The sequence below is a fragment of the Ramlibacter monticola genome, from assembly GCF_016722785.1.
GTDB lineage: Bacteria > Pseudomonadota > Gammaproteobacteria > Burkholderiales > Burkholderiaceae_C > Ramlibacter > Ramlibacter monticola.
This window is the reverse complement of sequence record NZ_JAEQNE010000001.1, coordinates 184,043-200,725: the sequence shown is the minus strand read 5'-3', so window position 1 is coordinate 200,725 and position 16,683 is coordinate 184,043. Positions and strand designations below refer to the sequence as shown.

The following is a 16,683-nucleotide window of genomic DNA, read 5'->3' as shown; positions in this document are numbered from 1 at the left end:
CGTCCGATGTCGTCCCCCAAAGTCCTGTTCGGCTTCCACGCCGTCGGTGTGCGGCTGCGTACCGCCCCGAAATCCATCCTCGAACTGTACGTCGATGCGTCCCGGCGGGACGCGCGCATGCGCCAGTTCCTGCAGAAGGCGCAGGAGGCCGGGCTGCGCCCCATCGAGGCCGACGGCCTGCGCCTGTCGCGCCTGGCGGGCAGCGGCGGCCACCAGGGCGTGGTCGCGCGGGTGGAGGCGCTGCAGGCGAGCACCTCGCTCGACGACCTGCTGGACGGCCTGCAGGAGCCGCCGCTGCTGCTCGTGCTCGACGGGGTGACCGACCCGCACAACCTGGGCGCCTGCCTGCGGGTGGCCGACGGGGCCGGCGCGCACGCGGTGATCGCGCCCAAGGACCACGCCGTGGGCATCAACGCGACGGTCGCCAAGGTGGCGAGCGGCGCGGCCGAGACGATGCCGTACTTCATGGTCACCAACCTGGCGCGCACGCTGGGCGAGCTGAAGGAGCGCAGCATCTGGTGCCTGGGGCTCAGCGACGAAGCGGATCGCTCCCTGTACGAATCCGACCTCAAGACGCCCACGGCGCTGGTGCTGGGCGCCGAGGGCACGGGGCTGCGCCAGCTCACGCGCAAGACCTGCGACGCGCTGGTGTCCATCCCGATGCTGGGCGCGGTGGAAAGCCTCAACGTCTCGGTGGCCAGCGGCATCTGCCTGTACGAGGCGGTACGCCAGCGGGGAGGGCGGTGAGCTACGACCTGCTCGTCGTCGGCGCCAGCTTCGCCGGGCTCGCCTGCGCCCGCGCGGCGGCCCTGGAGGGCCTGCGCGTTCTCCTGGTCGACAAGAAGCCGGCCGCCGGGGCGCGCCTTCACACGACCGGCATGATCGTCAAGGACGCGGTGGACACCATCCCCTGGCTGCGCGACGTGCCGCGCGAGCTGGTGCAGCCCATCGAAGGCGTTCGCCTGTACGCGCCCAACCTCACCTTCGCGGACCTGCGCGCGCCCGGGTACTACTTCTGGGCCACCGACGTGCCGCGGCTGATGGAGTGGATGGTGGGGCTGGTGCGCGCCGCCGGCGCGGAGCTGCGCTTCGGCGCGCTCTACACCGGCGCGCGGCGCGGCCGCGACGGCGAGCCCTGGTCGGTGCAGCTCGGCTCCGGCGAGACGGTGTCCTGCCGCTACATCATCGGCGCCGACGGGCCGCATTCGCGCGTGGCCAAGTCGCTGGGGCTGTCGCAGAACCGCGAGTTCCTGTTCGGCGTGGAGCACGAATACGCGCGGGCCGACCTGGAGCCGAACTACCTGCACTGCTTCCTCGATGCGCGGCTGGCGCCCGGCTACATCGGCTGGGGCTTCGCCGGCGTCGGCGTGACGCAGGTGGGGCTGGCGCGGCGCGTGGCGCACGGCACCCGGCAGGGCCGCCTGGACCTCGCCGCCTTCCTGCGCAAGATCGACGGCCACATCCGGCCGGACGGGGCGCCGCTGTCCATCCGCGCCGGCATGATCCCCTGTGGCGGCCGCCTGCCGCACGTGGGCGGGCCGGGCGTGCTGCTGGTCGGCGACGCGGCCGGCCTCGTCTCGCCCGCCACCGCGGGCGGCATCCACACGGCCCTCCATTACGGGGAGCAGGCGGGGCAAGCTGTGGCGAGCTTCCTGCGCGGCGCCGGGCAGGACCCGGCGGCCTGGCTGCCGCAGACCTACCCCGACTTCCGCGTCAAGCGGGCGCTGCGCACGATCTTCGAGCGCACGCAGCAGGACTGGGCCTACAACATGCTGCTGCGCACGCGCGCCATGCGGCGCCTGGGCGAGTGGGTGTACTTCCACTCCAAGGGCGCCGCGGTGCCGGCCGGGAGCACGCGGGGATGAGCCGGTCCCGCGCCGGCGATCCGGCCGCGGTGCGCGACTGGGTGCGCGCGGCGCGCAGGATCGTGGTGCTGAGCGGGGCCGGGATGAGCGCCGAATCGGGCGTGCCCACCTTCCGCGACGCGCAGACCGGCCTGTGGGCGAAGTTCCGGCCCGAGGAACTGGCGACCGAGGAAGCCTTCCGCGCGCGGCCGCAGTTCGTGTGGGACTGGTACCTGCTGCGGCGCGAGATGGTGGCGAAGGTGGAGCCCAATGCGGGCCACCGCGCGATCGCCGCCTTCCAGCAGCGCCATCCCGGGCGGCTGGCGGTGGTGACGCAGAACGTCGACGGCCTGCACCAGCGCGCCGGCTCGCCGGGCGTGCTGGCGCTGCACGGCGGCATCATGGAAGACCAGTGGCTGGACCCGCCGCGGGCCTGCTGCACGGCCTCGCCGCCCCAGGCAGGACGGCCACCGCGCTGCGCGGCGTGCGGCAACCTCCGGCGGCCGGCCGTCGTGTGGTTCGGCGAGATGCTGCCCGCGCGCGAACTCGCCGCGGCGGAGGAGGCCGCGGCCGCCTGCGACCTGATGCTGGTGGTGGGGACTTCGGGCGTGGTCTATCCGGCGGCTGGATTGGCCCGGGCCACGCGAGGCAGGGTCGTGATCGTGAATCCGCACGAAAGCGACCTCGACGACGCAGCCGATGCGGTGCTGCGCGGCACGGCCGCCGCGCTGCTGCCCGGGCTGCTGGAGGAGTGAAGACGATGCGAACGAAACTCGTGGCGCTTGCCTGCGCCGCCCTGGCCCTGGCCGGTTGCACGCAGGAGCAGCAGAACAAGCTGGGCCGCAGTGTCCAAAACTGGACCGGCACCAACGGCGTGCTGGAGATCTATGCCGGCGACAAGCTCGTGCGGCGCTTCGTCCGGGTAGACAAGCTCAGTACCGGGCTCGGCACCGACGACGACATGCCGCGGGCCTACCGCTATGGCTACGGCGTGCTGGACGAGAACCTCAACTTCACCGCCGACCCGGGGGAGAAGAAGGTCTACTTCGAGGTCGGGGGCTACGGCAACTACGTGTTCTTCGAGAATCCGCGCTAGTTGTTCCTCTCTTGCGTGCCCGCGCGAAAGGCGACCAAGATCGCGCACGCGCAATCGGCGCGAGGCAAGCAAGGAGACAAGGATGAAGAAACTCACGGGCGCGGCGCTCGCCGCGACGGCCCTCGTCGCCACCCTGGGCGGCTGCGCCCAGATGCAGTCGATGATGCCGGGCAGCGGCTGGACCACGCTGATCGAGGGCACCCGCGGGCTGGACAACTTCCGCCGCGTCGGCGACGCCAACTGGGCCGCCGTGGACGGCGCCATCCAGGCCACCTCCGGCGGCAAGGACCCGGCCTACCTGGTGACGTCCGGCACCTACAAGGACTTCATGGTCCGCGCCGAATTCTGGGCCAGCGACGACGCCAACAGCGGCATCTTCCTGCGCTGCCAGAATCCGGCCGTCATCACCGACGAGAGCTGCTACGAGGCCAACATCTTCGACCAGCGCCCCGACCCCACCTACGCCACGGGCGCGATCGTGAAGGTGGCCCCGGTGCCCGCCACGTTCCAGCGCGCCGGCGGCAAGTGGAACACCTACGAGATCACGGCCCAGGGCGACCACCTCGTGGTGGTCCTCAATGGCCAGAAGACGGTGGACGTGCACAACGCCAAGCTCGCCAGCGGCCCGCTCGCGCTGCAGTGGGGGCGCGGCACGATCAAGTGGCGCAAGGTGGAGATCAAGCCGCTCTGAGCGAGCGGCGGAGGGCGACGGGGAGCGGCGCGAGCCGCTCTCTTCACTTCACAACCACCCCATCCACCCCAGCACCGCCCCCGCCCCCAGCAGCCACAGCAGGTGCACCCGCGTGCGCCACACCACCAGCGCGCTCACGATCGTCACCGCCCAGGTCGGCCAGTTCTCCAGCGCATAGCCGTTCGCGGTGGTGAGGATCCACCCGGTCGACACCAGCAGCGCGATCACCACGGGCGCCATCCCCTGCTTGAACGCGCGCACCGCCCGCAGGTCCCGGTTGCGGTGGCTCCACTGCGAGGTGAGGTACACCACCACCGAGCTGGGCAGCATGATGCCCCCCAGGCACAGCGCCATCCCGAGCAGGGCCGTCCACAGGCTGCCGGCATTGAGGCCCACGTTCCAGCCCATGAGCGCGGTGAACAGCACGTTGGGTCCCGGCGCCGCCTGCGCCAGCGAGATCGAGGCGCTGAACTGCGGGTCGGTCAGCCAGCCCTTTTCCTGCACCAGGAAGCGGTGCATGTCGGGCGCGGTGGCGATCGCCCCGCCCACGCAAAGCATCGACAGCGCCAGGTAGTGCGCCAGCAGCGAGAGCCAGTCGGCGGGGTGCATCACGATGGGGTTCATGCGAGCTTCCGGAAGGCCAGCACGCAGGCGAAGCCGCCGAGGGCGAGCAGCACCCACAGCAGCGGCAGCTTGAACCAGGCGATCGCCGCGAAGCTGGCCACGCCCAGGGCGGCAGAACAGGGCACGCCCAGCACGTTGCGCTTGAGCGCCGGCATCAGCTTCAGGCCCGTGGCCGTGATGAGGCCGGCCGCCACCGCGCCCATGCCGCGCAGGGCGCCGGCCATGTGCGGGTTGCTGGCGAACTCGGCATACGCCAGGGCCAGCGCCAGCACCAGCAGCAGCGGGAAGGTGATCATGCCGGCCAGGGCCACCAGGGCGCCCGACAGGCCGAAGTAGCGCGAGCCCAGCGTGATCGAGAGGTTGATCACGTTCGGGCCGGGCATGATCTGCGCCACCGCCCATTCCTCGATGAACTCCTCGCGCGTCATCCAGCGCTTGTTCTCCACCAGCTCGCGCTGCACGACGGCGAGCACGCCGCCGAAGCCCTGCAGGGCCAGCAGCGTGAAGGAGATGAAGAGGTCGGTGCGGGAACGGGGGCGCGCCAGCGGCAGTCCTTCGCCGGCGGCATCGAGGGTGGACGACATTCCGTCGATTATCCCGGCGCCGGCCGTCGTTTGCCGGACGCGGGTCTTGTGGCCAGGAACAGCCCCACGGCGATGAGGCCCAGCGCCAACAGCAGCTGCGGCGGCAGCGGCTCGCGCAGCAGCGCCCACCCCAGCACCGCCGCGGTCACCGGGTTGAGCGCCAGGAACACGGTGACGCGGGTCGCCGGCTCGTGCTTGAGGGCATGGAGCCACCAGAAGTAGCCCAGCCCGCTGGACAGCCCGATGAAGGCCACGACGGCCCAGGCTCCGGCGCTCAGCGTCGCCACCCGCGCGGGCCACGCTTCGGCCAGGGCCGCGACGGCCAGGAACAGCACCGACGCCAGCATCGCGAAGGCCGAGACGGGGACCGTCGGATACCGCTGCAGGTAGGGCCGGTACAGCACCGAGCAAAGGGCGCCGACGCAGGCCGACGCGAAGACGGCGAGCTCGCCCCACCAGCCGGCGCGGCCCGCGCCCTGCAGCTTGGGGGCGAGCGCCAGGCCCACCCCGGCGATCGACAGCAGCACGCCTCCCAGCAGCCGCGCGGTGACGCGCTCGCTGCCCAGCGCCGCTCCCAGCAGCAGCGTGAGCAAAGGGAACAAGCTGAAGATCAGCGCCGCGGGCGCCGCCGGCACCTGCTGCAGCCCCCAGTTCAGGAGCGCGATGAGGATGCCGAACTGGCCCGTGCCGAGCGCGGCCATCGCCCACAGGTCGCGCGGCGGCGGGCGCTCCAGCCCGCGCAGCCCCGCCAGCGCGAAGGGCAGCAGGCACAGGAAGCCGACCGCGTAGCGCAGCAGCGCCAGCGTGAGCGGCGGCACCTCCAGGACGACGGAGCGCGACGCCACGATCGCGGCGCCGACCAGCACGCTGGCGCCGGCGGCCGCGAGCAGCGGCCGGTTCAGAGCTTCAGCTCCCAGGTCTCGGCCACCAGTTCGCGCCCGAAGGCCGCGTAGGGCTCGCTGTCCTTCAGCACGAAGCCGCGGCTGGCGTAGATGCGGCGCGCGGCGGTGAGGATGCTCTGGGTCCACAGCACGATCCGGCGATAGCCCTTCGCGCGCGCGAAGGCGATGCATTCGTCGGTGAGCCGTCCCCCCAGGCCGAGCCCGCGCGCCTCCGGCCGCAGGATCAGCAGGCGCAGCTTGGCCACGGTGGCCGACTTGCGCACCAGGAACACGCTGCCTGCGCGCTCGCCGTCCACCTCGGCGATCCAGCCCTTTTCCCGGTCCGGGTCGAAGTCGCGCAGGTAGCCCGCCGCGATCTCGGCCACCAGCGCCTCGAACTGCTCGTCGAAGCCGTACTCGCGGGCGTACAGCTCGCCGTGCATCTGCACGACCCAGCCCAGGTCGCCCGGGCCCGGATCGCGCAGCACGATGCGGCGTTCGGCCTGCGGCGGGGGCTCGAGCAGGCGGTGCACCGTCTGCAGGGCCTCGATCAGTCGCGGACGCGCCGCCGCCGGCACGCTGGCCAGCAGGGCCGCGGTCTCGTCGCGCGACTTCTGCTGCAGCGGCGCGAAGGTGGCGTAGCCGGCCTCGGTGAGCCGCAGCAGGCTCTGGCGGCCGTCGTGCGGCGCGGCCTCGCGCGCCAGCCAGCCGGACTGCTCGAAGCGGCGCAGGATGCGACTGAGGTAGCCGGGGTCCAGTTCGAGCTCGCGCACGAGGTCGCGCGCGGGCAGCGGCGGCCGGTGGGCGAGTTCGTACAGCACGCGCACTTCGGTGAGGGTGAAGTCGGTGTCGAGGTAGCGCTTGAGGATGCCGATGCGCTGCGTGTAGAAGCGGTTGAAGGCGCGCACGGCCTTCACGTGCGACTTGGCCACGCGGCCGGAGGGACTGGGCATGGCGGGGAGTGTCGGCCATCTGTTTGCCGGAGTCAACGATCGGCTATGCTTGCCGACTTCGCCACCGGGAGTTCGAACGATGTCCTTGCTCCGCCGCCTGCCGATCGCCGCAGCGCTTGCCGCTTTCCTGCTGTGCACCCAGGCCTCCGCCCAGACGGCCGCCCCCGACGCCGCGGTGCAGCGCGCCGCCGCCGCCCACAGGCAGCCGCTGCTCGACACCCTGAAGGACCTGGTCTCCATCGAGACCGGCAGCCGCGACCTCGAGGGTCTCGCGCGCGCTTCCGACCTGATCGCGGGGCGGCTGCGCGCGCTGGGCGCGCAGGTGGACCTGATCGAGCCGGTCGAGGCCAGCACCTACCGCATGGCCGACACGCCCGAGAAGATCGGCCGCATGGTGCGCGGCACCTTCCGCGGCACCGGCAGCAAGCGCATCCTGCTGATCGCGCACATGGACACGGTGTACCTGAAAGGCATGCTGGAGAAGCAGCCCTTCCGCGTCGACGGCAACCGGGCCTACGGCCTGGGCATCGCCGACGACAAGCAGGGCGTGGCCATGGTGCTGACGCTGCCGGCGCTGCTGAAGTCCATCGGCTTCGACGCCTTCGGCACGCTCACCGTGCTGGTCAACGGCGACGAGGAGATCAGCTCGCCGGGCGCGCGCGAGTTCATCACCCGCGCCGGCAGCGAGCACGACGCGGTGCTGTCCTTCGAGGCGTCGCGGGTCGAGAGCGACAAGCTGTCGCTCGCCACCAGCGGCATCGCCTCGGTGGAACTGAAGGTGGAGGGCCGGGCCTCGCACGCGGGTTCGGCGCCGGAGCGCGGCGTCAACGCGCTGTACGAGCTGTCGCACCAGGTGCTGCAGATGCGCGACCTGTCCGAGCCGCAGGTCGGCCTGAAGCTGAACTGGACGATCGCGCAGGCCGGCACCAACCGCAACGTGATCCCCGCGCATGCGAGCGCGCAGGCCGACGTGCGGGTGCTGCGGGTGGCGGACTACGACCGCATCGAGGCGGCCGTGCGCGAGCGGGCGAAGAAGCAGTTGCTGCCGCAGGCTAAGGTCACGGTCAACTTCGAGCGCCGCCGCCCGCCGCTGGAAGCGACGGAGGCGAGCCGCCGGCTGGCCGCCCACGCGCAGGCGATCTATGCCGAAGTCGGCCGCAAGCTGGTGGTGGACGACCAGCCCGAAGGCGGCGGCACCGACGCGGCCTTCGCGGCCCTGCGCACCAAGGCGCCCGTGATCGAGCGCTTCGGCCTGCCGGGCTTCGGCGCGCACTCGGCCGACAACGAATACATCCTGGTGGACGCGATCGAGCCGCGGCTGTACCTGGCCGCGCGCGTCATCATGGACGTGGCGCGCGGCAAGGGCATGTAGCCGGGCCGCCGGTCCCGCACGCCGCGCGGGCTTGCCGCCACGGAGCCGGGGACTATCATGGGGCGATGGCTCCCGACTTCCACCGCGAGCTGCAGGCCCTGCGCCCGGAGCTGGTGCGCTACGCCTCGTACCTGCTGCGCGCCCCGCAGGCGGCGGAGGACGCGGTGCAGGAAACGTTGCTGGCCGCCCTGGCGGCGCCGGCCGCTTTCGGGGAGCGCTCCAGCCTGCGCACCTGGCTCACCGGCATCCTGAAGCACAAGTGCATCGACGTGGTCCGGCGCGAGCAGCGGCTGGCGCCGGCCGCCGCGCCCGATGCGGAAACCGCGGCCGAGGAGTTCGAGGACCTGTTCGACGAGAAGGAGCACTGGCGCGAGCATCCGCACGAGTGGGCTTCGCCGGAAGCGGCCCTGCAGCAGAAGCAGTTCCTGAGCGCGCTGGAATCCTGCCTGTCCCACCTTCCGCGACGCACCGTGCAGGTGTTCCTGCTGCGCGAGCAGATGGGCCGCGAGATCGACGAGATCTGCCGCGACCTCGGCCTGAGCGCCGCAAACTGTTCGGTGCTGCTGCACCGCTCCCGCATGGCCCTGCGGCTGTGCCTGCAGAAGAACTGGTTCCACGCGTGAACCTGAACGTCTCCTGCCGGCGCGCGACCGAACTGCTGTCGCAGCAGCTCGATCGCGAACTGGCGCTGGACGAAAAGGCGGCCCTGCGCGCCCACCTGCTGATCTGCCGCGGCTGCCGCGCCGTCGACCACCAGTTCCGTTTCCTGCGGGAGGCGGTGCGCACGCTCGTGGCGCGCGACGATCGCGACTAGTCGCGGCTGACGATCGGGCAGTTCACCACGAAGTCCGCGGAGGCGAACGGCGCTCCCCCGGGGCCGGTGATGGTGCCTTTCTGCGCGAGGTTCTCCACCTGGCCGAAGTCGGATTGCCGCAGGTTCTGTCCGGTGGCGACTGCGTTGGCATTCCATTGCGCCGGGTGGACGTCCCACAAGGGGCTGTAGCGTCCCTGCTTCGGGTTCCAGAACAGCACGTTGAGCGGCGAGAGTCCGTCGAGCAGGGCGGAATTGAGGCCCTGGCGCTGCGGGTTGCCGGCGCCGGTCTGGCCGTTGACGAAGGCGGCCAGGCTGGCGCGGGCCGAATCGGTGCCGTCGCCGCCCGCGCGCGGCGCCTGCATGAGGGCCGGCGCGAAGGTGACGTTCTCGAGGGCCGCCACCGCCGGGTCGGACGCATCGGTGGACAGGTACATCACGCCTCGGCCGCCCTGGAAGCCGCGCGTCAGTTCCATGCGCACGGTGTAGGTGCCCAGGTCCATCTGCCGGACCTTGCGGGCCTGTCCCGTGACGTTGGCGATGTGCGGCGCGTTGAGGATCACGCCGTTGGGCAGTTCGATGAGGGGGCTGTAGCCAGGCTCGCCGACCGCCCCCGGCTCCGCGATCGAAGGCGGGAAGCCCGTGGGGCCGGGGATCACGCGCCGGTGGAAGGAGAAGTCCACCGTCGCGGGGAACTGGACGACGCCGTTCGCGTCGACGCCCACCTTCTGCACGGCGGGGGTGCCGCGCGCGTTGGCGAGCTTCTGCGAGACATTGATCCCGCGCCGCTGCGCCTCGTTGCCGTCGGAGGTGTCGAGGACGACGTACCAGACATCCATCGCGCCGCGGCGACCGCGGTACAGCGGGAAGGTCGCGGTGTCATCGGGATGCTCGACGGCGCTGGCGATGAACAGCGTGCGTTCCCCCGCCGCGGCCGGCGCGACGCCGGCGACCGTCCAGGCCGTGAACGCCAGCAGCGCGCTCGCCGCCATCCTCGTTGCCCCTGCTTTCATGGTTTGCCCTTTCCGTTGAAGCGGCCCGCACCATGCGGACGCACTTCTTGGTCGGGGCAGGGCGCCGGACCTTACACGATGTCCCCGCCGTCGTCAGGGTCGCGTGCTCACCAGCGCGGCTCGAACCTGCGGATCGCCTGTTCGACTTCCGGCGCGACCGCGAACCCGGGGCCGTACTTCGCGGCGAGTTCGCCGGCCCGTGCGAGGAAGGCGGCGCAGCCCATGCCGTAGATGAACTGCAGCGCGCCACCGGTCCAGCCCGGGAAACCGATGCCGAAGATGGAACCGATGTTGGCGTCGTGCACGCTGGTCAGTACGCCTTCGGCCAGGCAGCGCGCCGTCTCGACCGACTGGCGATAGAGCAGGCGGTCCTTCAGGTCCCGCATGTCCCAGGCCAGGCCGGGTCGTTCGAACAGCGTCTTGAGCTCCGGCCACAGGAACTTGCGCGCCCCAGGCTCCTGCGGGTACTCGTAGAAGCCGGCGCCCGCCGCGCGGCCGTTGCGGTCGAACTCCTTGACCATGCGCTCGACCAGCAGTTCGCCGGGCGAGGCGATGTAGGTCCTGCCCTCGGCCCGCTCGTCGGCCCGGGTCTGGTCGAGGACGTGCACCGACAGCGACAGCGCCGTCTCGTCCAGCACCGCCAGCGGACCGACCGGCATGCCGGCCTGGAGGCCCGCCTGTTCCACCACCGGCGCGGGGATGCCCTCGCCGATCATGGCCGCGCCTTCCATCACGAAGGTGCCGAACACGCGGCTGGTGAAGAAGCCGCGCGCGTCGTTCACGACGATCGGGATCTTGCCCAGCGCCTGCACGTAGTCGTAGGCGCGGGCGACCGTCTCGTCGTCGGTGGACTTGCCGCGGATGATCTCCACCAGCTTCATCCTGTCGACGGGGCTGAAGAAGTGGATGCCGACGAATTTCTCCGGCCGCGCGCTGGCGCGGGCCAGCCCGGTGATCGGCAGCGTGGAGGTGTTGCTGGCGAAGAAGCCACCGGGGGCGAGCAGGGGCTCCGCCTCCTTCGTCACGCGCGCCTTCAGCTCGCGGTTTTCGTACACCGCCTCGATGAGGAGGTCGCAGCCTTCCAGATCCTGCGCCGACTCCGTTGCCACGATCCGCGCCAGCAGGGCCTGCTGCTCCGCCGCGTCCATGCGGCCCTTCTCGATGCGCGGCTGCGTGATCTTCGTGCTGTACGCCTTGCCGGCCTCGGCCTTGGCGAGCGAGACGTCCTTCAGCACGGTGGCGATGCCGCGGCTGGCCTGGGCGTAGGCGATGCCGGCGCCCATCATGCCGGCACCGAGGATGCCGACCTTGCGCGGCTGGAAGCGCCCCTCCCAGCGCGGACGCGAGCGGCCGGCCTTGATCGCGTTGAGGTCGAAGAAGAAGGTGCTGATCATGTTCTTCGCCACCGGCGAGACGATCAGCTTCGCGAGGTAGCGCGATTCGATGCGCAGCGCCGTGTCGAAGTCCACCTGCGCCCCTTCGACCATGGCGGCCAGCGCGTATTCCGGCGCGGGATAGAGGCCTCGCGTCTTCTGCTTCAGCGCCGCCGGCGCGACCGCCAGCATGCCGGCGATCTTCGGGTGGGAGGGCGTGCCGCCGGGCAGCTGGTAGTGCTTCGCGTCCCAGGGCTGCTGCGCCTGCGGATGCGCCGCGATCCAGGCCAGCGCGGCCGGCCGCAGGGCCGCCGCATCGGCCACGAGTTCGTGCACCAGCCCCGCCGCCAGCCCGTCGCGCGGGCCGAACAAGCGGCTCTCCAGGATGTAGGGCTGCGCGCCCAGCAGCCCGAGCAGGCGCGTCATCTTGGTGATGCCGGAGCCGCCGGGAATGAGGCCCAGCGTGACCTCGGGCAGGCCGAACTGGATCTTCGGCTGGTCGACCGCGATGCGATGGTGCGCCGCCAGCGCCACCTCCCAGCCGCCGCCCAGCGCCGAGCCGTTCAGGCAGGCGACCACCGGGACGCCCAGCGTCTCCAGCGTGCGGAAGTTCTTCTTGACCTGTTCGATTTCGGCGAACACGCGGGCCGCATCCCCCGCCTTCAGCCGCATGGTGCCCTTGAGGTCGGCGCCGGCGAAGAAGGTGCTCTTGGCGGAGGCGAGCACCACGCCGCGCAGCGCCGCGCGGTCGGCCACCAGCTGCTGCACGGCCTCTGTGAGGTCCCGCTGCCAGCGCTCGCACATGGTATTGACCGGCGAGCCCGGCTCGTCGAAGGTGAGGGTCGCGATGCCGTGGGCCAGTTCGTAGCGCAGGGTCTCCATGTTCACACCCGCTCCACGATGGTGGCGATGCCCATGCCGCCGCCCACGCACAGGGTGGCGAGGCCGTAGCGCAGCTTGCGCCGGTGCAGTTCGTCCACCAGCGTGTTGAGGATCATCGCGCCGGTGGCGCCGAGGGGATGGCCCAAGGCGATCGCGCCGCCGTTGACGTTGACCTTCTCGTGCGGCACGCCCATCTCCTTCATGAACTTCATGGGCACCGCGGCGAAGGCCTCGTTGACCTCGAACAGGTCGATCTGCGCGATGTCCATGTCGGCCCTGGCGAGCGCCTTGCGGGCCGCGGGCATGGGGCCGGTCAGCATGATGGTGGGATCGGCCCCCGAGAGCGCGGCGGCGACGATGCGCGCGCGCGGCTGCAGGCCGTGGGTGCGGCCGGCCGCCTCGCTGCCGACCAGGATGGCGGCGGCGCCGTCGACGATGCCGGACGAATTGCCCGCGTGGTGCACGTGGCGGATCCGCTCCACCTGCGGATAGCGGCTCAAGGCGACCTGGTCGAAGCCCATCGCGCCGAGCTGCTCGAACGCGGGTCTCAAGGCGGCCAGGCCTTCAAGGGTGGTATGCGGCTTGATGAACTCGTCCTGGTCCAGCAGGGTCTGGTCCAGCCAGTCCTTCACCGGCACCACGGAGCCCGCGAAGAAGCCGCCCTCGCGGGCGCGGGCGGCGCGGCGCTGCGATTCCAGCGCATAGGCATCGACGTCCTCGCGCGTGAAGCCTTCCAGGGTCGCGATCAGGTCGGCGCCTATGCCCTGCGGCACGAAGGCCGTGGCGGAATTCGTTTCGGGGTCGTGTGCCCAGGCGCCGCCGTCGGAACCGATGGGCACCCGGCTCATGCTCTCGACGCCGCCGGCGACCACCAGGTCCTCCCAGCCCGAACGCACCTTCTGCGCGGCCATGTTGACGGCCTCCAGGCCCGAGGCGCAGAAGCGGTTGAGCTGCACGCCGGCGCAGCGCCAGTCCCAGCCCGCCTTGAGCGCAGCGACCTTGGCGATCACGGAGCCCTGCTCGCCGATGGGAGAGACCACGCCCATCACCACGTCGTCCACGGCCGCGGTATCGAGCGCGTTGCGACGTTGCAGCTCGGCCAGCACGCCGGCCAGCAGGTTCACGGGCTTGACTTCGTGCAGGCTGCCGTCCTTCTTGCCCTTGCCGCGCGGCGTGCGAATCGCGTCGTAAACGAATGCCTCAGTCATCGCGTCTCCCTTCGGGGTGCGCCGCAGTATAGGCACCGGGTCCGGGTTGGCCCGCTGTCGCATGCGCGACGCAATGCGGGTTTTGAGCAGCACGCGCGCGGAGGCCAGGGTCCTAGATTGAGCGCCGCGCGCCTGCCCGTCGATGCAGGCCGCACCCCACCCAGGAGACCCCATGCGATTCGATCCCTTCCAGGGGACGCTGCCGCTGCACCCGGCCAGGCGTCCCATTGCGCTCGCGCTGTCCTCGATGCTTCTCGCATCCTGCGGCGGCGGCGATTCCTCGGGCGGCCCGGGCGCTTCATCGCAGTCCCTGCTGGCCCGCGGCGGCAACGAGGGACCCATGCAACTGCGCACGGTGTCCAACCGCGCCGACCTCATCAGCGGCGGCGACGCGCTGGTCGAGGTGCAGGCGCCCGCCAGCATGATCGCGTCCGGCGTCGTCCAGGTGACGCTCAACGGCACGGACGTGAGCCCGGCGTTCGTGCGCCAGGGCGAGGACCGCCTGCTGGGACGCGTGAGCGGCCTGCGCGAGGGTTCGAACGTGCTGGAGGCCGCCTTCCGCGGCGGCCCGGCGGCACGCTTGGAAGTGACGAACGCTCCGCGCCAGGGGCCCGTGCTGTCCGGCGCGCAGACCCGGCCTTTCTACTGCGCGACACCCGTGCCCGAGGCGGCACACGGCACCACGCCGGCCACCAACGGCAGCGGCCTGGGCGGCCCGCCCGACGCGAACTGCAACATCCCCACCGAGTTCACGCTGTACTACCGCACCACGGCGGCGGCCGGCAACGCGCCGGGCCAGTGCTCGCTCAACCTCCCCGATCCGGTGTGGAACAGCAACGGGATCACCGGCGCGATCCCGCCGCAGCCCGCAGCCCCGGCCAACCCCTGCTGGAAGCCGTACACCGTCGGCAGCACGCCCGCGGACATGGCGAGCGCGACCACGGCCGCCGGCCTCACCGTGCCCTTCATCGTGCGGCTGGAGCGCGGCACGATGAACCGCGGGATCTACGACATCGCCGTGCTGTTCGACCCCGCGAAGCCGTGGACGCCGGTGGCGCCCCAGGCCGCGTGGAACGCCAAGGTGTACTACTCCTTCGGCGTCAGCACCGGCCAGCCGCGGCGACAGGCGCGCAGCACCATCGCCTGGAGCGGCCTCGAGGAGCAGCTGCGGCGCGGCTACCTGGTGGTGCAGAACAGCATGACCGACTCGTCGCGCAACTCGAATCGAGTGATGATGAGCGAGACGGTGATGATGATGAAGGAGCACATCGTCGACACCTACGGCCGCGTGAAGTACACGCTGGGCACCGGATGCTCGGGCGGCTCGATCAACTCGAACATGAACGCCTCGATCATGCCCGGCCTGCTCGATGGCGTGATCACGACCTGCACCTTTCCGGACTCCGAGACGACCGCCATGGAGGTCGGCGACTGCACGCTGCTGGTCGAGGCCTACCAGAAGATGCGCGCGACGCCCTTGTGGAGCGGGCTGCCGCAGGCGCAGGTCGACGCGAAGAAGGCCGCGATCAACGGCCATCCGGATCCGTCCGGCTGCCATGCCTGGTTCAACGCCTTCGGCAGCAACGGCAAGGCCGGCGTGTACCTGCAGCGGGTGGTGGCCAACGCCGCTGGCCTGGTGGTGACGCTGCCCGCGCGGACCAACAACTGCGAGCTGCCCAACGACGCGGTCTACGACCCCGCCGATCCGGCGAAGGCGGCGCTGCCGCGCTGCAATGCCTGGTCCTGGGCCGAGTCCATCTGGGGCAGGGTGCCCGGGAGCGTCGCGGCCAACGACACCCGCGACAACGAGGGCGTGCAGTACGGCTTGAAGGCCCTCCTGTCCGGCGCGATCACGCCCGAGGAGTTCGTGGTGGTGAACGAAGCGGTCGGCGGCACCGACCGCGATTCCACCCCGCGCGCGGCGCGCAGCAGCGCGGACCTGCCCGCGCTGCGCACCGCCTACCGCGCCGGCATCGTGGCCTCGGGGCGGCAGCTCGCGAACACCGCCATCATCGACATGCGCGGCTGGGACGACTCCAACATCACCGTGCCGCCCGGACAGGTCGCCGGCGTGAACCCGATCCCGATCCACCACCAGTGGTACAGCTTCGCGGTGCGCGACCGCCTCGTGCGCGAGGCGGGGGACGCGGACAACCAGGCCCTGTGGCGCTTCGCCAGCACGGGGCTCACGCCGCCCGGAACCATGTTCCTGGATGGACTGGACGCGATGGACCAGTGGCTGCTCTCGCTGGTGGCCGACACGCGCGGCAAGCCGCTGGCCGGCAAGGTGCGCGATGCGCGCCCGGCGAGCACGCGCGACTTCTGCCTGATCCCCGGCGACGCCACCAACACCAAGGTGTTCGACCCGGCGGTGTGCGACGCCGATCCCTTCCTGCGGCCCTCGGCCTCGCCGCGCCAGGTGGCGGGCGGCCCCCGTTCGGAAGACATCCTGAAGTGCCGCCTGAAGCCGCTGGACCGCGCCGACTATGGCGCGGCCGCCTTCAGCGAAGGCCAGTGGGCGCGCCTGCAGGCGGTGTTCGCCACCGGCGTGTGCGACTGGAAGAAGCCCGGCGTGGGCCAGCAGCTGGCGGAAAGCCCGCTGAGCTTCGCCGCCGGCCCGGGAGGGCTGCCGCTGCCCGACGCGCCGGTGGCGCGCCGGAAGTAAGGCGAGGGAAGGTGCCCGCCGGCGGCCGGCGGGCACCGGGCGTTCAGCGGCCCATCGCCGCGACGCCCGCGGCGGCCACCACGCCGTCCTGCTCCGCGGAGCCGCCGGAGACGCCGATCGCGCCGATGATGCGGCCGTCCTGCATCAGCGGGATGCCGCCTTCGACGGCATTCGCACCGCGCAGCGTGAGCACGCGCAAGCCGGCGCCGCCGCCGGCGACGGCATCCTGGAAGGCCTTCGTCGGGCGCCGGAACATCGCGGCCGAGGTCGCCTTGTCCTGCGACACGCCGATGCTGCCGAACTGCGTGTTGTCCATCCGCTCGAACGCGACGAGGTTGCCGCCGGTGTCGACCACGGCGACGGCCATCGGCAGGTTGAGGCGGCGCGCCTCGGCGATGGCCCCGGCGAGCGCCTTGCGGGCCTGTTCGTGGTTCACGTTGGTGCCGTACTGCGGAACGGGGGGCGCGGCGGGCGCGGCCGGTGCCGCCTGGCCGAAGGCCAGCCCGGTCGCGCCGGCCAGGGCGGCGGCGGCGACGAAGGATGCAATGGTTCGGGTGGTGCGCATGGTGAGGTCCTCGTTGTTGACGTTAGGGGAACAGAAAGCGCCCGGGGAGGCTAGCACCGGCGTGCAAGCCCGGCAATGGATGCTTCCTTGACACCTCCCTCGCCGCGCTCTAAAAAGTTCG

At 71.5% G+C, this 16,683-nt stretch carries 17 protein-coding genes; 9 read left to right on the top strand and 8 right to left on the bottom strand.

The features are described from left to right. The first annotated feature begins 6 nt into the window (after window positions 1-6). From rlmB to JJ685_RS00905, 5 genes are all read left to right on the top strand, one after another. Window positions 7-747, top strand: coding sequence for a 23S rRNA (guanosine(2251)-2'-O)-methyltransferase RlmB (gene rlmB / locus JJ685_RS00925; protein ID WP_201672297.1), 741 nt, complete (start codon window positions 7-9; stop codon window positions 745-747). After that, a complete protein-coding gene (locus JJ685_RS00920) occupies window positions 744-1,865 on the top strand; it encodes an NAD(P)/FAD-dependent oxidoreductase (protein WP_330901684.1) in 1,122 nt (373 codons plus the stop codon). The genes rlmB and JJ685_RS00920 overlap by 4 nt, the downstream gene beginning before the upstream one ends. Beyond that, window positions 1,862-2,599, top strand: a complete 738-nt coding sequence (locus JJ685_RS00915; RefSeq protein WP_201672296.1) for an NAD-dependent deacylase — start codon at window positions 1,862-1,864, stop codon at window positions 2,597-2,599. The genes JJ685_RS00920 and JJ685_RS00915 overlap by 4 nt, the downstream gene beginning before the upstream one ends. A 5-nt stretch (window positions 2,600-2,604) precedes the next feature. Beyond that, a complete protein-coding gene (locus tag JJ685_RS00910; protein ID WP_201672295.1) occupies window positions 2,605-2,940 on the top strand; it encodes a hypothetical protein in 336 nt (111 codons plus the stop codon). Window positions 2,941-3,022: 82 nt separating this feature from the next. After that, window positions 3,023-3,631: a 3-keto-disaccharide hydrolase gene (locus JJ685_RS00905; protein WP_201672294.1), complete on the top strand. Its 609-nt coding sequence runs from the start codon at window positions 3,023-3,025 to the stop codon at window positions 3,629-3,631. A gap of 48 nt (window positions 3,632-3,679) precedes the next feature. Here the strand turns inward: JJ685_RS00905 and JJ685_RS00900 are convergent, their stop codons facing one another. From JJ685_RS00900 to JJ685_RS00885, 4 genes are read right to left on the bottom strand one after another with little or no spacing between them, the layout of a single operon-like run. Continuing rightward, the gene (locus tag JJ685_RS00900) at window positions 3,680-4,255 is read right to left on the bottom strand and encodes a chromate transporter (RefSeq protein ID WP_201672293.1); all 576 of its coding nucleotides are present in this window, start codon (window positions 4,253-4,255) and stop codon (window positions 3,680-3,682) included. Further along, window positions 4,252-4,839, bottom strand: a complete 588-nt coding sequence (locus JJ685_RS00895) for a chromate transporter (RefSeq protein ID WP_201672292.1) — start codon at window positions 4,837-4,839, stop codon at window positions 4,252-4,254. Before JJ685_RS00895 ends, JJ685_RS00900 begins: the two co-directional genes overlap by 4 nt. Before the next feature lie 8 nt (window positions 4,840-4,847). Next, on the bottom strand, window positions 4,848-5,729 hold the full coding sequence (locus tag JJ685_RS00890) for a DMT family transporter (protein ID WP_269117365.1): 882 nt from the start codon (window positions 5,727-5,729) through the stop codon (window positions 4,848-4,850). A gap of 8 nt (window positions 5,730-5,737) precedes the next feature. After that, on the bottom strand, window positions 5,738-6,673 hold the full coding sequence (locus JJ685_RS00885; protein WP_201672290.1) for a bifunctional helix-turn-helix transcriptional regulator/GNAT family N-acetyltransferase: 936 nt from the start codon (window positions 6,671-6,673) through the stop codon (window positions 5,738-5,740). A 79-nt stretch (window positions 6,674-6,752) separates the two neighbouring features. On the opposite strand from JJ685_RS00885, the gene JJ685_RS00880 reads away from it, so the two are divergent. From JJ685_RS00880 to JJ685_RS00870, 3 genes are all read left to right on the top strand, one after another. Then, window positions 6,753-8,045: a M20/M25/M40 family metallo-hydrolase gene (locus tag JJ685_RS00880; protein ID WP_201672289.1), complete on the top strand. Its 1,293-nt coding sequence runs from the start codon at window positions 6,753-6,755 to the stop codon at window positions 8,043-8,045. Between the two features lie 65 nt (window positions 8,046-8,110). Further along, window positions 8,111-8,668: a sigma-70 family RNA polymerase sigma factor gene (locus JJ685_RS00875; RefSeq protein WP_201672288.1), complete on the top strand. Its 558-nt coding sequence runs from the start codon at window positions 8,111-8,113 to the stop codon at window positions 8,666-8,668. Further along, complete coding sequence (locus tag JJ685_RS00870; protein ID WP_330901683.1) at window positions 8,665-8,859, top strand: zf-HC2 domain-containing protein; 195 nt, start codon at window positions 8,665-8,667, stop codon at window positions 8,857-8,859. The genes JJ685_RS00875 and JJ685_RS00870 overlap by 4 nt, the downstream gene beginning before the upstream one ends. On the opposite strand, the gene JJ685_RS00865 is transcribed toward JJ685_RS00870, so the two are convergent. The 3 genes from JJ685_RS00865 to JJ685_RS00855 all read right to left on the bottom strand — a co-directional run bounded on the left by JJ685_RS00865 (window position 8,856) and on the right by JJ685_RS00855 (window position 13,332). Continuing rightward, window positions 8,856-9,869: a DUF7482 domain-containing protein gene (locus tag JJ685_RS00865; protein WP_201672287.1), complete on the bottom strand. Its 1,014-nt coding sequence runs from the start codon at window positions 9,867-9,869 to the stop codon at window positions 8,856-8,858. The genes JJ685_RS00870 and JJ685_RS00865 overlap by 4 nt on opposite strands. 107 nt (window positions 9,870-9,976) lie before the next feature. Then, the gene (locus JJ685_RS00860; protein ID WP_236598717.1) at window positions 9,977-12,124 is read right to left on the bottom strand and encodes a 3-hydroxyacyl-CoA dehydrogenase NAD-binding domain-containing protein; all 2,148 of its coding nucleotides are present in this window, start codon (window positions 12,122-12,124) and stop codon (window positions 9,977-9,979) included. A 2-nt stretch (window positions 12,125-12,126) separates the two neighbouring features. Next, complete coding sequence (locus tag JJ685_RS00855) at window positions 12,127-13,332, bottom strand: acetyl-CoA C-acetyltransferase (protein WP_201672285.1); 1,206 nt, start codon at window positions 13,330-13,332, stop codon at window positions 12,127-12,129. A 172-nt stretch (window positions 13,333-13,504) separates the two neighbouring features. Between JJ685_RS00855 and JJ685_RS00850 the strand changes: the two genes are divergently transcribed. After that, window positions 13,505-15,997, top strand: coding sequence for a DUF6351 family protein (locus JJ685_RS00850; protein ID WP_201672284.1), 2,493 nt, complete (start codon window positions 13,505-13,507; stop codon window positions 15,995-15,997). Window positions 15,998-16,040: 43 nt separating this feature from the next. Here JJ685_RS00850 and JJ685_RS00845 read toward each other — a convergent pair whose 3' ends face one another. Then, window positions 16,041-16,562: a GlcG/HbpS family heme-binding protein gene (locus JJ685_RS00845; protein ID WP_201672283.1), complete on the bottom strand. Its 522-nt coding sequence runs from the start codon at window positions 16,560-16,562 to the stop codon at window positions 16,041-16,043. Window positions 16,563-16,683: the final 121 nt, after the last annotated feature.